This window comes from Desulfoluna sp. (assembly GCF_030145185.1).
Classification (GTDB): Bacteria; Desulfobacterota; Desulfobacteria; order Desulfobacterales; family Desulfolunaceae; genus Desulfoluna.
In genome coordinates, this window is record NZ_JAQYWB010000046.1 from 1 (window position 1) to 15,530 (window position 15,530).

The 15,530-nt window shown below is 57.2% G+C and carries 9 protein-coding genes; 4 read left to right on the forward strand and 5 right to left on the reverse strand.

Annotation, left to right across the window (positions count from 1 at the left end; genetic code table 11):
* The first annotated feature begins 706 nt into the window (after positions 1-706).
* The 3 genes from Q1Q75_RS15020 (at position 707) to Q1Q75_RS15030 (ending at position 5,810) form a co-directional block, all read left to right on the forward strand.
* Positions 707-2,173, forward strand: coding sequence for a glycosyltransferase family 2 protein (locus Q1Q75_RS15020; RefSeq protein WP_300672268.1), 1,467 nt, complete (start codon positions 707-709; stop codon positions 2,171-2,173).
* A gap of 329 nt (positions 2,174-2,502) precedes the next feature.
* Entirely contained in the window at positions 2,503-3,801 is a 1,299-nt protein-coding gene (gene hisD / locus Q1Q75_RS15025; protein WP_300672270.1) for a histidinol dehydrogenase, read from the forward strand.
* A 323-nt stretch (positions 3,802-4,124) separates the two neighbouring features.
* Positions 4,125-5,810 (forward strand): histidine kinase, encoded by a 1,686-nt coding sequence (locus Q1Q75_RS15030; protein ID WP_300672272.1) that lies wholly within the window; start codon positions 4,125-4,127, stop codon positions 5,808-5,810.
* On the opposite strand, the gene Q1Q75_RS15035 is transcribed toward Q1Q75_RS15030, so the two are convergent.
* From Q1Q75_RS15035 to Q1Q75_RS15045, 3 genes are all read right to left on the reverse strand, one after another.
* On the reverse strand, positions 5,792-6,643 hold the full coding sequence (locus Q1Q75_RS15035) for a 50S ribosomal protein L11 methyltransferase (RefSeq protein WP_300672274.1): 852 nt from the start codon (positions 6,641-6,643) through the stop codon (positions 5,792-5,794). The genes Q1Q75_RS15030 and Q1Q75_RS15035 overlap by 19 nt on opposite strands.
* Positions 6,640-6,930, reverse strand: a complete 291-nt coding sequence (locus Q1Q75_RS15040; protein ID WP_300672276.1) for a hypothetical protein — start codon at positions 6,928-6,930, stop codon at positions 6,640-6,642. Before Q1Q75_RS15040 ends, Q1Q75_RS15035 begins: the two co-directional genes overlap by 4 nt.
* A gap of 176 nt (positions 6,931-7,106) precedes the next feature.
* Positions 7,107-9,305, reverse strand: a complete 2,199-nt coding sequence (locus Q1Q75_RS15045) for a DUF4388 domain-containing protein (RefSeq protein WP_300672278.1) — start codon at positions 9,303-9,305, stop codon at positions 7,107-7,109.
* A gap of 362 nt (positions 9,306-9,667) precedes the next feature.
* On the opposite strand from Q1Q75_RS15045, the gene Q1Q75_RS15050 reads away from it, so the two are divergent.
* Entirely contained in the window at positions 9,668-10,543 is an 876-nt protein-coding gene (locus Q1Q75_RS15050) for a DMT family transporter (RefSeq protein ID WP_300672280.1), read from the forward strand.
* Between the two features lie 467 nt (positions 10,544-11,010).
* On the opposite strand, the gene parC is transcribed toward Q1Q75_RS15050, so the two are convergent.
* Both parC and parE read right to left on the reverse strand, forming a co-directional pair.
* Positions 11,011-13,287, reverse strand: coding sequence for a DNA topoisomerase IV subunit A (gene parC, locus Q1Q75_RS15055; protein WP_300672282.1), 2,277 nt, complete (start codon positions 13,285-13,287; stop codon positions 11,011-11,013).
* A gap of 83 nt (positions 13,288-13,370) precedes the next feature.
* A complete protein-coding gene (gene parE, locus Q1Q75_RS15060; RefSeq protein ID WP_300672284.1) occupies positions 13,371-15,284 on the reverse strand; it encodes a DNA topoisomerase IV subunit B in 1,914 nt (637 codons plus the stop codon).
* Between the last annotated feature and the right edge of the window lie 246 nt (positions 15,285-15,530).

A 15,530-nucleotide genomic window follows, 5' to 3' on the forward strand; every position in this document is an offset into this window, starting at 1 on the left:
GGGTTTCAAGCTTGGAGGCAGAGAGAGCCTGGGGCCGAGAGAAAAAAGCGTCAGAGAGCGGCCTCCGGCGGCAAGGTGAGCCACCTTGAAAGCGGGTTTGCGAATGCCCCGCGGATTTTTCACTGACGTGCTGTAATGCATCCGCATTCGCGCAATCTTTGAGGGCATGCGGGGTTCGTCACAAGCGCATAGGTTGCGGGGTTTAAGCTTGGAGGCAGAAGAGAGTCTGGGGACGAGAGAAAAAAGTGTCAGAGAGCGGCCTCCGGCGGCAAGGTGAGCCACCTTGAAAGCGGGTTTGCGAATGCCCCGCGGATTTTTCACTGACGGGCTGTAATGCATCCGCATTCGCGCGATCTTTGAGGGGATGCGAGGTTCGTCACAAGCGCATAGGTTGCGGGGTTTCAAGCTTGGAGGCAGAGCCTCCGTGGAGCATTCCCAGGCGGAGCCAGAGAACGAGAGAAGCACGTTAACCCTCGAAGCCTTACGACGTCACCCACCCACGCATGTTTTTTTTATAACGGTTGGAGCGCAGCGACTCCTCAACGAAGCACGAAGCACCAGGCACGAAGAACGTTTTGTACAATACGGTTGGAGCGCAGCGACTCCTCGAACGAAGCACGAAGAACCAAGCACGAAGAACGCTTTTTTACCAGGCACGAAGAACGTTTTTATCACCAAGCACCTTAACCCACGAAGGCTTGTTTTTATGAATAGTTCGTTTCTTACCGCCGTTTACGTGCTGCATCTGGTGTCGGTGCTCCTGGTGGCCCTTTACGGGGTGCATCGGCTGGCTCTTTTGCGCTCATGGCTCCGCATGCGGGGAAGGCCCGCGCCGCCTGTGCCGCGGCTTGCGGACCCCTTGCCGAAGGTGACGGTGCAGCTCCCTTTGTATAATGAAGAGGCGGTGGCGGAACGGCTGCTGGCGGCGGCGGGGGAACTCTCCTGGCCCCGTGATCGGTTGGAGATTCAGGTGTTGGATGACTCCACGGACGGGACGCGGGAGGCGGTGGATCGGGGGGTGGCGAGGCTTCGGGCCGATGGATTTTTTGTCTCTGTGCTGCGGCGGAGCAGCCGGCACGGGTTTAAGGCCGGAGCCCTTGCCGAGGGGCTGGCAGAGGCGGGAGGAGCCTTTCTGGCCGTGTTTGACGCCGATTTTATTCCGCCCACGGATTTTCTTCTGCAGACGGTGCCGCGTTTTACCTCCCCGGATATCGGGATGGTGCAGGCCCGCTGGGGGTTTTTAAACGATAGCGACTCTCTGGTGACGGGGGTGCAGGCCCTGACCCTCTCCTCGCACTTTGATATTGAGCATGGCACCCGGCATGCGCTGGGGCGATTTTTTAATTTTAACGGAACCGCCGGGGTGTGGCGAAAAGAGGCGATTGTGGGGGCAGGGGGGTGGCGGGCGGATACCGTGACCGAAGATCTGGATTTGAGTTACCGCGCCCAGCTCGCGGGGTGGCGTCTTGTCTATCATGGGGGATGCGTGGCACCCTCGGAGCTTCCGCCCACTTTGACGGATTTTATTTCTCAGCAGCAGCGATGGACCAAAGGGGCCAGCCAGACGGCGGTGAAGATCCTTCCCCGGCTGCTGGCGGCTCCGTTGCCTTTGCGGGTGAAGGTGGAGGCGCTGTTTCATCTTCTGGGAGGGATGGGGTGGCTGGCCGGGGCTCTGGCCACGGTCACTCTCTGGCCGGCGCTGCTGGTTCACGGCACCGGCAGCTCGGCCCTGGCCTGGGTGCCCGGTGTGGCAGCTCTCACCGGGAGCTGTGGGGCCATTCTTTTCTATTATATGGTTTACGCGTTGCTGGAGCCGCGGACCCGGCATCTTTTGCGCTATGTCCCCTTGCTTCCCCTGATCTGTATCGGCGTGGCCCCTTTTCTGGCCTGTGCGGCGGTGGAAGGCCTGTTTACCCGGCATGGGGTGTTCCACCGGACGCCCAAGTACGGCCGGTTGATAGACGGGATGAAAGGGGATATCCCCTACGTAAAAAGAGACACGTTTCGGCGTTCGATGGTGGCCTTCAGTCTTTTGGCGGTGACGGCGTCTCCCCTTCTTTTTGTGGGGAACACCCTGGCACTTTATGCCTTTCCTTTGGCCATGGCCGTCCCCGCCGGGTATATGCTTACGGGGGTTCTTCTGGTCAGAGAAAGAGCGGGGGGCCGGGGGTGAGAAGAACAGAAAAAGTGATTATTTCCTTGTATACAAGGGGAAAGCAGGTTTACACGAGGGGGACCTCCGGGTATAATGCACCCCTTTTTACAAATGTGTTTTTTATGACGATGATACCGGCGTTAACGTGGCGACGCAGACATTTAGGTGGGTCGTGTTTGGGATCTGCAGACGTCTTGCGATAACTTACGAATCGGATGAGCAGATATCATCGCCCGGAGTTGGTTTCTCCCATTGCGGGTCCGGGAGCGGTTTCCGTGTCTTTGGGGAGCCGGGTTAATATAAGAAAGTGAGCCAGCCTTCACAGGCGGATATGGAGACGGGAGATCATGGAAATTTTCAATTACCCTTCGGTAGAAGCGGAAGCCAAGGTTCGTGCCATCACGAGCCGGGGCCTGGGATACACGGCGAAAGATGAAAAGGGCGTTATCGATATTATCGAAGCGGTTCGCACGGGCGGCGATGAGTCCCTTTTGCATTATATTCGTCGTTTTGACGCTCCGGAGATGACCCTTTCTCAGCTGGTGGTCACCGAAGAGGAGATTGACGCGGCCGTGGCTGCCGTGGATGATGACTTTATGGCGGCTTTGGACTTGGCCGCGACCCAGGTGGAATCCTTTCACAAAAAGCAGCTGGAGAACTCCTGGATTGATATGCCGAGGAAAGGGGTGACCCTGGGGCAGATGGTGAACCCTGTGGATGCTGCGGGCGTCTATGTTCCCGGAGCCACAGGCGGGATGACCCCCCTGGTCTCCTCTGTGCTGATGGGCGCGATTCCTGCCAAGATCGCCGGGGTGAAGCATATCGCCATGGTGACCCCTCCCATGGCCGACGGCACTGTCAACAAGCACCTTTTGGCCGCGGCACGACGGACCGGCGTGGATGTGGTCTACAAGGCGGGCAGCGCCTGGGCCGTGGCGGCTCTGGCCTATGGTACCGAGAGCGTGGGAAAGGTCGATGTCATCGTGGGACCGGGCAATATTTATGTGACCCTGGCCAAGAAGCTGGTCTCGGGCACCGTGGGGATCGATATGATCGCCGGGCCGAGTGAGATCCTCGCCATTGCCGATGAGAGCGCCAACCCGGTGTGGGCGGCTGCGGACCTCCTCTCCCAGGCCGAGCATGATCCTTTGGCGTCTTCCATTTTTGTCACCACCGACGCAGAGCTGGCCAAAAAGGTCCTCGCCGAGGTGGGCCGTCAGCTGGACGCGTTGCCGCGAAAGGAGATCGCCGAGGCGTCCATTCGCGATTACGGGGCCATCCTGGTGACGGATACGATCGAGTCCGCCTGTGAACTGGCCAACCGTTTGGCCCCCGAGCACCTGGAACTTCTGGTGACGGCTCCCTTTGAAGTGGTGGGTCTGATCCGAAATGCCGGTGCGGTCTTTATGGGGCACTTTACGCCCGAGCCCATGGGGGACTATGTTGCAGGTCCCAACCACGTGCTGCCCACCGCCGGCACCGCACGTTTCTCCTCTGCCCTTTCTGTGGAGAACTTTACCAAAAAGAGCAGCCTGATCTGCTATTCTGAAGAGGCCTTTCACAAAGAGGCCGATGCGGTGATGCTCCTTGCAGAAACCGAGGGACTCCAGGGCCACGCCCAATCGGTGAAGGTCCGGCTGTCCTGATTTTTTTCGCGTGTAAACGGGCCTGAAAGTGAGGCCTTATTCAGCGTTTCAGGGGGCCTTCGGCCGAAGGCTCCCTTACTTTTGTCGCGATGTGTTAACAGGGTTTCGCGGTATATACCCTGTTGACACATCGGGCAAACTGGTCTATTTCTAAGGGGTTCTCACGAACCTTCTGAAGCTCCAGGCTGTTTCCTGAAATCGATTCTTTTCCTGATGAAAATCCATTTTACAGGCTTTCAACCGTCCTTGAATACTAAGGTGAAAGTGTGATCGTTTTTTTCTTAATGCCCCCTGACACGCGTTGATACAAGTTGGAGGATATCATGACGGAAGTGATTCCATTGCCGACGGGTAAGGCGTTGGCCGATATCGTCGCCGACCATGAAAAGCTCCGGGAGGAGCTTGAGGACAGAAGGGAACTGGACCGAATGATCGCAGCGGTCTCTTCTGATTTTCTGGATGCGTCGGGCGGATGGACCGGTGATGTGATTCAAAAAGCCCTGAAACGAGTGGCTGAGTTTGCCGGAGCCACCCGTGGCATTGCTTTTTTGGGTCCCGAGGGGGATGGGGAGGGGGGGCTTTTTTTTGAGTGGATCTCGGAGGCAGATTCAGAGGCGAGCTTTGAGACAGTCACTTCCAGAGCTTTTTCTGTCTTCTTGCCCCGTTTGCGCCAGGATAAGTTGATGGTTGTGAGTCAAAAATCGGACGTGGCGACCCTGAATTTTGAGCAGAGGCGGTGGATGCGGTCCCATGGTTTTCGAGCCATGGTGGGGCTTCACCTTCGAAGCCGCGACGGCAAGGAGGGTGGGATTTGCCTCTTTGGAGGGCCGGGCGAAGAGTACCTGTGGCCCGAAGAGTTGATGATGCGACTTCTGAAAACGGTGGAGGGGCTTTTTATCAGTTCCATGTGTCAGGTAGAGCTTACGATGGAGCTTAAAAAGAGGGAATCGCTGGCTTCAGCCCTGATCAATGCCACCACGGATTCGGCGGTGCTGATGGATATCGAGGGGACGGTCCTGGCCATTAATCGATCCTTTGCGTGTCGATTGAAAACCAGCCCGGAGCATATCAAAGGAAAAATCTTCTATTGTTTTATCCCTCCTTTTCTGGCGCGGTTTCGCCGCAAGCAGGTGAGTGAGGTGGTGAGGAGCGGTCAACCTGTTCGGTTTCAAGACGACAACAACGGCCTGATTCTCTCCAATGTGATCTACCCGGTCTTTAACGTTCAGGGGGGCGTGGAGCAGGTGGCCTTTTATTCCCATGACATCACCCCTCTCAAGGAGGCAGAAACGAACGTTCGAAATCTGACCCGGGAGTTGGTGATGGCCCAGGAGGGAGAGCGTCAACGGATTGCCTACGATCTGCATGACAACGTGGCCCAGGAACTGGCGACACTGAAAATCAGCTGTGACACCCTGGTGGATGCCGGGCGGAGATCCCCCCGGGAATTGGAAAAGACGGTGACGGGATTTTCAGATATTTTACAGCATTCGATCAACACCGTTCGAGAGATGGCGTACGCGTTACAACCCCCCAATACAGATAAAATGAGCCTTGTGGATGCCATTTACAATTACTGCGAGGAGTTCAAACAACGCTTCGGTATTTGTGTCGATTTTCATACGGCCGGGATGCATAATGTCGTCCCTGACAGGGAGCATAATCATCATATTCAGCGGATCATTCAGGAAGCGTTAACCAATGTGTGGAAGCACGCTGGAGCGCAGAGGGTGGTTATCCGGCTGGTTGCGGCGCATCCCCACGTGATCCTTCGCATCGATGATGACGGCAAAGGGTTTGATGTCGCACGGCGCATGGAGGAGGGGGACTGGGAAAAACGGATGGGACTGAAGGGGATGGAAAATCGGGCACGGCTGATCAAAGGCAGGGCTCGTATTGAGTCCACTCCGGGTGAGGGGACCCGTCTTTGTTTTGAGATCCCCGCCGAACAGTGTGATGAGATGAACGGTCACACGGAAAGCAATCTGTATTACCCTCTTTTTACGTGAAAGGTATGCCAGATACCATCCGGTGACAGGTGGTCGGCGATGAGAAAGCCCTTGGACTTCAGCACCTGTTCGATGGTTCGGGCCTCGGTGGTCATCAGGCCTGAGAGGATGGCCTCTTTTTTGATGAGAAAGCCTTCGGAGACCACCAGGTGTTTCATGATGTCATAGTGGATGTTGGACACCACGAGATCTGCCGGTGCGTGGACCATCTCTTCGGCGCGTCCCTGAACCGCCACGATCTGCCGGGTCAGTCCGTTGATTCGGGCATTGGCAAGGGTGGTACGAACGGCCAGATGATTTAAGTCCACGGCCAGGACTTTTTCGGCACCCAGGCGGGCCGCGCCCAATGCGAGGAGGCCGGTTCCCGTGCCCAGGTCCTGAACGGTTTGTCCGGCAAGCTCCGGGCCGAGTCTGGCCAGCAGGGATAGACAAGAACTCGTGGTCGGGTGCGCCCCGTTCCCGAACACCACCCCGGCATCGAGAAAAATATCCCCTGGCCCGGGCCTGCCTTCGGGGGGCGTCCCCTTGCGAAAGGGGGTGATGGTGAGTCCCCCGGCGGTGAAGGGCTCGGCATCCCCTCCCTGCCATTGCTCGTAGGTCATCTCATATCGGTCGATGAAGGTCAGGTGGCTCATGGATCGGCAAAAGCCCTGCACCATGTCGTCGGCGGGGCTGCCAAAAAAAAGAAAGGTGGAGGTCTCCTCGACCCAGTTGCCGAGGAAGTCTGGATGAGGCATGGGGGTGGCCGGATGGATCACCCCTTCCAGGTAGTAGATAAAAAGCGCATCCGATGCATTCGGCTGCGCTTTTTTGTGTGAGGCGGCAGGGCTCATGGGGCGGTGTGCACCTTCTCCTGGGCCTGCTTGAGTTTGTCGGTGACGGCGTCGGTCATGCCAGCGATCTCTTCGATAAGGGCTGCGGCTTCTGCGAAGCCTCCTTCACGTGCCCGCTCGGCCCACGTGAGGTAATTGCCCTTGTGGGATTCATTGTGGTCCACCCAGTGTGCGATCAAGGTGGCCAGCTGCTCTTTCAGAGAAAGGGGTGCGGATTCGTGATGATGATGGTGGTCGTGATCGTGGCTGTGCTCGTGGCTGTGATCGTGGTCGTGGGGATGTGACATGAAACCCTCCTGATTTGGGGTGATGGCGGCTTCGGTAAACAGACCCTGAAAAGGCCTGTTAAAAATCTTTTTCATACTTGGGAGAGGTTGTCAAACAAAACTGTCGAAGGGAGGGACTTCGAGGTTAACCCGCTAAAAAAGCGGCACCTAATTATTAAGGGGCCGCTTTTTTCAGGTCAAGGCGTTCGAACGGCGTGAACATATCCGCAGCTTGTCAGGGGATGGGTCTCCCGTTTGTAGGTGGCTTTGTTGTTCGGATCAAAGGTAAACGCCTCGGTGCTTGTGCCCCAGGCGCTGGTTTCAAGCTCGGCCGTCCAGTACCATGGCGCGCCGCTGCTGGGGTAATAGGGCTTCCCGTTATAGAGAAGAGCCAGCTCATTGGGGGTGGGCAGACGCCAGTCGGTGAAGCCCCCCAGGGTGAGAGCATCCACCCAGGCTTTCCCCGCTTTAAAGGACGTGCAGGAGAGCCCCCTGTTTCTGGAATCCAGTATCATCCAGGTGAGACCGGACTGGGTGTCTGTGATGGTGCCGTTGTTGTGATCGACAAACCGGCTCTCTTTGCCGCGGAGATGGGCTCGGATATCGGCTTCGCGGGCTTGGATGAGGGCGGCTGTTTTCCGTCTCCTCTTGGCCTCGGCAGCGGCCTGCTGTTGGGAGAGAAGGGCCTTTTCCTGCTCTTCTAAGCGCCGTTGCCCCGCCTGTTGGGTGCGCAGGCTTTCTCGTGATGCCTGCTCTGCCTTCAGCAACCGGGTTCGCTGAGACTCCAGAGTGCGTTTCTTTTGGCGTGCGTCTTTGATAAACGCGCCGTCGGGGTATTGCTCGATGTAGAGTTCCACTTCACGGATGCGGATGTTGATGGGCTTTTGAGGGTTGTCGGCGATGGCCTGGACTTCGGCCCACTGCCCTTGTTGTTCGATTTTCTTTCCGATGGAGATGATCTCTTTTCGGATCTCTGTATCGATGGTGGTGTTCGGATTTTTCTGGAGGTAGTTGATGTACAGGTTGCGAGAGTCGCTCAGTGAGAGGCTTGAGGCCTGCCTGCGCATCTCTTTAAGGGCTCCCATGTCGATCATCTCGCCTCTGAGGAGCCAGACTTCGTTAAATCGGTGATCGTTGGGGAATTCGGCTGTGAAGGTGTCTGCCACGGCAATACAGGGTTCCCAGTTTTTCGCCTTGTAACAGGAGGGGATTTTTTCCTTGAGTATCAGGTAGTATTCATCGCTGATCGAGGCCACCAGGTTGGTGACGGCTCTGATGTGTTTGCCGTGGGGATGGTCGTCCAGGTAGGCCCGGTAGAGGCCCAGGCGTACCGGGGTGCTCTGGTCGTCTACCTCTCGGAGGCGTTTGTAGTCCAGGCCGTCTAATTGGGTGGGGAGGTTCTTCATCTTCATGCGAATGGCAGTCATGAAGGGCGTGCCGCGATGGGTTTTGAGGTAGTCTTTGAAGAGCCCCACCGAGGTGCCGATAAAATCTCCGTCCCGGGGCATGGCCTTGATCTGCGTTTCGAGATCAAGCAGCGCATTGGCCTCGTTGAGACGATCGGTGACTTGAAGGGTAAACCGATTGTTCACGTGGCCGTTCAGGTAGCTCTCCAGGAACCCTTTTTGTTGCTGGAAATCTTTCATGGCCGCAAGGTCGGTCATGAGGGTGTTGAACTCGGTCTCCAGGGTATGAGACCGGTACCAGATGTAGCCTCCGAAGCCCGCTCCTGCGATGACGAGAAACGCGAGAAAGGAGAGCAAAATGGTGCGGACGGGGTTTGAGGTCTCTTTGGCCTCCTCGTCTTCATATTCGTAGAGCCAGTCCTCGTCCTTTTTCTTGCCGTCGCCGGCCGCTGCGGCCTGCTCTTTCAGGTCCATGGCAACGGCCGGGTGAAGGGGGAGGGAGGGCGAAGGGGTGGCCATTTTTGGGGTGGCCGGGGCCGGAGGGGAGGGCACGTCGTCCATAAATTTTGGAAGGTCGGGTTTTTCCTCCATGACAAACTGCATGGCGATCTGATCGTCGATGGATGGGCTTTGGTCGGGTAGGTCCGGGGCTGTTTCTTCGACCTTCTCGGCCAGGGCCGCTTTGTCGTCCCGCAGCTTCAAGCCTTCCATCAGGATGGTGAGCAGGGGGGTGGTGATGTTGTGCTCGGGTGCCGGGGCATTGTCGATCACGATGATGGTATCGTTCCAGCAAATGATCTCGTAGACGGCATCGAGACCTCGCAGAGATCCGGATTCCGCGGCGACGAGGTTGCCGTCGCTTAACCACAAATAGCCGACTTCATCATTGGAATAGATTTTAAGTGTACAGGATGTCTTGTCCATTTGGACAATCTGCAGGAATGAGCTGAGGGAAATTCCCTGTATCTGACCTCCAACTTCAATCTTCATTTTTCGGGTTACCACCTTCTATGACGCGATGACGCGTGAAACCGGCAAGGGCCGGGGATATTTGATAAATAACTGGTTTTTTGACGGTATCCTGAAACGATGCGTGCAGGATTCTTTTCAAGAGCCCTACCCGGTGTGCAAGGGGATTGGATGTTGAAAATTACCGACAGAGACAATGGCTAAATATACTAGAAAATATACTATCAGATCGGCATGTTGGTGTCAATCGGTCCCCATTGCGAAACGAAGGGTTGAAAATAGATGACCCGAGGTGGACGATTGGTGTAAAGTTCCTGTCCCTGTTTAACCGATGACTCATGGGAGAGACAACACAACCCAATGGAATGATATGGAGTGATGAAATGACTAAGAACAAGCGTCTCCTGGGACTCAGTGGTCTGGTCCTGGTGGCTTTTTTCTGGGGGATGACTTTTACCGTGATCAAAGGAGCCCTCGATGATGTGGCGGTTTCCCTGTTTCTGGCCCAGCGGTTTTTGCTGGCCTTTGGCCTTCTGCTTCTGGGCCGCCCTTTGGCCAAGGGGTCTTTGAATACATATACCCTGGGGCGTGGAATGCTTCTGGGGGGGCTTGTGGTGGCGGGGTATGCTTTGCAGACCGTGGCATTGATTGATACCACCGCCTCCAATACTGCTTTTTTAACGGGCCTTAACGTGGTGTGGGTGCCGATTCTGGCCGTGCCTCTCTTCAAACGGCGTCTGGAAATGCCCAAGGCCGTGGGCGCCGTCCTGGCGGTGGGGGGGATTTATCTGATGTGCGGGCTTATGGGAAAAGGAGGCAGTGGGGGCATGAATCAAGGCGATCTCTATGCCTTGGTGTGTGCGGTGTTTTTTGCCCTGCATATTCTCTATACGGGGCGCTATGCCGGCCGGTGTGACAGTTACTGGCTGGCAGTGGTCCAGCTGGGAACCATTGGCGGGATTTTTGGGGTCACCGCCTTGCTGAAGGGATACCCCGTTTTTTCCTGGAAGCCGGAGATCGCAGGGGCTCTATTGCTCTGCTCCTTTTTTGCCACGGTGCTCCCCTTTTTGATTCAGACCACGGTGCAGAAATGGGTCTCACCCTCGGATACGGCCCTTATTTTCTGTCTGGAGCCGGTGTTTGCGGCGCTTTTTGCCTGGGGACTGGCCGGGGAAGCCATGGGGCGAATGGCCCTCGGGGGGGCGGCCCTGATTCTTTGTGGGATGGTGGTTTCGGAGACCTGGCGACCGGGGAAGTGAGTGGTGAATGGTTAATAGTGAATGGTGAATGGTGAATGGTGAATAGTGAATAGTGAATGGTGAATAGTGAATAGTGAGTGGTGAGTGGTGAATAGTGAATAGTGAGTGGTGAGTGGTGAATAGTGAATAGGGAATAGTGAATAGGGAATAGGGAATAGTGAGTGGGGAATAGGGAATAGGGAATAGGGAATAGGGAATAGGGAACGCCCTGCCGATGTCGGCAGGGCGTTTTGGGTTTGGGGAGGGGCATGGACGGTTACGGACACGTCTCAGTCAGGCCGCCTGAGTTATTCCGGTTCATGTTAACCCGTGAATTGGCATTGAAGCACCGGCATCATGCCCTTGCGACAGCCGTTGCCACCCCTCAGCCGTCGCGGAAGCGAGGCCCCCGGAGTACCCGTCGCCGAAGAGCATTCGCAAACCCGCTTTCAACGTGGCGTCACCTTGCCGCCGGAGGCACGACTCTGTTATCCGATCAGCATGGGCTGTTCGGATTCTTTGACCTCCACGCGGTCGACTTTCTGGTAGCCACGGGGGAGTTTTTTTCCCCTTAGGCCTCGGGAGCTGATGTATTCGGCGACGTTCCCCGGCTTGAGGGTGAGGTGGCGTTTGCCTGCGTAGATGATGATGCTGCTCTCTTTTTTCAGGGTGAAGAGGCGGATCAGTTGCTCCTCCCCTGATTTTGCCTTGGCAGTGGGGATATTGATGATCTTGTTTCCTTTGCCCTTGGGAAGTACGGGGAGATCCTTCAAGGGGAAGATGATCATGCGACCTTCGCTGGTGATGGCTGCCAAAAGGGTCTCGTCCAGTTCAGGAACGGACAGAGGCGGGATCGGGCTGGCCCCTGCGGGCAGGGTGAGGAGCGCTTTGCCAGCCCTGTTTTTGCTTAAGAGATCCGAGAATTGGGCAATGAACCCGTAGCCTGCATCCGAGGCGAGGAGGAGGTGGGTTTTCCGTCGGCCGATGAGCATGTGGTCGAAGGTGGCCCCGGTCGGTGGCGTGAAGCGGCCGGTGAGGGGCTCTCCCTGGCTTCGGGCCGAGGGCAGGGTATGAGATTCCAGGCTGTAGCTGCGGCCCGTGGAGTCGATGAAGGCGGCGAACTGGGAGCTTTTGCCTTCGGCTGCGCAGAGGAGCTCATCTCCGGCCTTGTATTTGATCCGGGAGAGGTCCACATCATGGCCTTTGGCGGAGCGAATCCATCCGTTTTTAGAGAGGATGAGGGTGACGGGCTCCGTGGGCATGAGGTCTTTTTCAGAGAGGGCCTGGGCTTCCTGTCGCTTCACCACGGGGGATCGCCGGTCGTCCCCGTAGGCTTTGGCGTCATCTTTGATCTCTTTTTGAATCATCTTGATGAGGCGCTTGCTGGAGCCCAGGACTTTTTCGAGGCCCTCCCGCTCTTTGGCCAGCTCTTCCTGCTCGCCCCGGATTTTTATCTCCTCCAGTTTTGCCAGATGGCGCAGGCGCAACTCAAGGATTGCTTCGGCCTGGCGTTCGGAGAGGGCAAAACGCTCCATAAGGACAGGCTTGGGCTTGTCTTCGCTTCGGATGATGGCGATGACCTCATCGATATTGAGGAAGGCCACCAACAGGCCGTCTAACAGGTGAAGTCGGCTTCTGACCTTTTCGAGGCGATGGGTGAGGCGGGAGGTCACCGTCTCTTTCCGGAACTCCAGCCACTCGGCGAGGAGCTGGACGAGCCCTTTGACCTGTGGTTTGCCCGAGGTGCCGATGACGTTGATGTTAACCCGGTAGTTGCGTTCCAGGTCGGTGGTGGCAAAGAGGTGGTCCATCAGGGCCTCTTTGTCGATCCGGTTGGAGCGGGGAACCACCACAATGCGGGTGGGGGCTTCGTGATCCGACTCGTCCCTCAGGTCCGCCACCATGGGCAGTTTTTTGGCCTGCATCTGAGCGGCGATCTGCTCGATCAGCTTGGCACCGGAGACCTGATAAGGGAGGGCGGTAATGACCATGTCCCCGTTTTCCTGGGACCAGATGGCACGCATTTTGATGGAGCCATGACCGGTTTCATACATCTTTCGGAGGTCTTCGGCCGGGGTGATGATTTCGGCTTCTGTGGGGAAATCAGGCCCCTTGATGTGGGTGAGAAGGTCGCTTGTCGTGGCCTCGGGGTCGTCCAGCAGGTGGATGCAGGCTGCGGCCACCTCCCTCAGGTTGTGGGGAGGGATGTCCGTGGACATGCCCACGGCGATGCCGGTGGTGCCGTTCAACAGGAGGTTGGGGAGCCGGGCCGGAAGCACGGAGGGCTCATTAAGCGTCCCGTCGAAGTTGGGAACCCAGGAGACGGTGCCCAGGCCCACCTCATCCAGGAGCACCTGGGCATAGGGGGAGAGCCGGGACTCGGTGTATCGCATGGCGGCAAAGGATTTCGGATCGTCCGGAGCTCCCCAGTTTCCCTGGCCGTCGACCAGGGGGTAACGATACGAAAAATCCTGGGCCATGAGCACCATGGCCTCGTAACAGGCGGAGTCGCTGTGGGGATGGAATTTGCCCAGGACATCGCCCACGGTACGGGCCGATTTTTTGTATTTGGAGGTGGCTTTTAAGCCCAACTCGCTCATGGCGTAGATAATACGCCGTTGAACGGGTTTCAGACCGTCGCCGATGTGGGGCAGGGCGCGGTCGAGGATGACGTACATGGAGTATTCCAGGTAGGCGTCCTCGGCAAAATGTTTGATGGGTTGCTGTTCGCCACCCTCTTCGGTGAAGTGTGTTTCGTGTTTCATCCGTGCATCCTGATGGGAGAGGGGTGGGTCGCCTCGTGTCCCTTAAGATTGTGGTTTTTTTTAGCGCCGGTCGTCATTCAGGCTTAAATGATCATGGTGTTGGCGTCGGCAAGGTTGCCTTTGGTCTCCAGCCAGTGGCGTCGGTCTCCGGCTCTTTTTTTGCACAGGAGCATGTCGAACATGGCATCGGGGGTGTTCTCCTCATCCCCTGTGGTGAGCTGAAGCAGCCTGCGGGTGTCTTCGGCCATGGTGGTCTCCCGGAGCTGCAGGGGGTTCATCTCCCCTAAGCCCTTGAATCGGACCACGTTGACGGTGCCGCGTTTTTTCTCTTTGGCGATGCGGTCCAGGATGCTCTGTTTTTCCGACTCGTCCAGCGCGTAATAGACCTCTTTGGCGATATCGATGCGGAACAGGGGCGGCATAGCCACATAAACGTGCCCCTCTTCCACCAGAGGGCGGAAGTGTTTGAGGAAGAGGGCGCAGAGCAGGGTGGCGATGTGCAGGCCGTCGGAGTCGGCATCGGCCAGGATGCAGACCTTTCCGTAGCGGAGCTGTTTGAGGTCGTCGGAGCCGGGGTCCACCCCTAAGGCTACGGCGATGTCATGGATCTCCTTGGAGTTCAAGACCATCTCAGCCTCCACCTCCCAGGTGTTCAGGATTTTGCCCCTCAAGGGCATGATGGCCTGGGTCTGGCGGTCTCGGGCCTGTTTGGCCGACCCGCCGGCGGAGTCTCCCTCCACCAGAAAAAGTTCCGTTCGGGTGATATCGGTTTCCACGCAGTCCGCCAACTTGCCGGGAAGGGCGGGGCCCTGGGTGATTTTCTTCCGCGCCACTTTCTTTCCGGCCTTCATGCGTTTCTGGGCTTTGTCCAGGGCCAGCTCCGCCAGAAATTCCCCTTCCGCCGTGTGCTGGTTGAGCCAGAGGCTGAAGGCGTCCTTGGCGATGCCCGAGACATAGGCGGCAATCTGTCTGGATGAGAGGCGCTCTTTGGTTTGCCCTGAAAACTGGGGGTCTTCCATTTTGACCGAGAGGACGTAGGCGCAGCTGTCCCAGATGTCCTCCGGGGCCAGGCGTACTCCGCGCGGAAGCAGTTTGTGGATCTCACAGAATTCGCGCATCGCCGCCAGGAGTCCACTCCTCAGGCCATTGACGTGGGTGCCTCCCTGTGCCGTGGGGATGAGGTTGACGTAACTTTCGGCGAGGACGCTTCCTCCGTCGGGGAGCCAGGTGACGGCCCAGGAGGCGAATTCGCCCTCCGCTTCGATTTCCCCCATAAAGGGCGGTGACGGGACCTGTTCCACGTCCCCCAGACTCTCGGTCAGGTAAGCGGAGAGGCCGTTTTCATAATGCCACTGGTGCTTCTCGCCACCGGGGATGTCTCGGAAGCAGACGGTGAGCCCTTTGCACAAGACGGCCTTTGCTTTGAGGATATGGATCAGGCGCCGAACGGAGAATTTCGGGGAGTCGAAGTAGCTGGGGTCCGGCCAGAAGTGGACCGTGGTCCCTGTGTTGCGGCGGCCGACCTCACCGGTCTGGGTGAGGGGCTCCACGGTTTCACCGTGTTCAAAGGCGATGGCGTATTTCTTGCCGTCCCGCCGGATCTCTACCTCGACCCTGTTGCACAGGGCGTTGACCACAGAGACGCCCACGCCGTGGAGACCGCCGGAAAATTGGTAGTTTTTGCCCGAAAACTTGGCTCCGGCGTGGAGCCGGGTCATGATGAGCTCGACCCCGGTGATTCCCTCGATGGGGTGAATGTCCACGGGCATGCCACGGCCGTTGTCGCTGACCTCCAGCGATCCGTCTTCGAACAACACCACCGAGACCTTGTCGGCGTAGCCAGCGATGGCTTCATCCACGCTGTTGTCGATGGCTTCCTGGGCGAGGTGGTTGGGGCGCTCGGTGTCGGTGTACATCCCAGGCCGGCGCCTGACGGGGTCAAGGCCTTTCAGAACCTCAATCGCATCCGCATCATATCGTTTTACATCCATATCCATAGCGGTGAAACAACGCTCCTGAAAATCCGATTCATGGGTTGGAAACAAGGGATAAATCCGGCAAGGCGTGTGCCGTGGGGTTTATCGATCTCGGAGTGGGGACCCTATAATATGGTCTTTTCAGACGTGGGGATCGGGGGCCCGTATGGGCCAGGACTCCGGTTTCGGTATCATAACCTTTTTTAGATTTTTCGCAATTTTTTTGTGCGTGGAGAAGGGGAGGGCATCATCTATCATAAGAGAAAA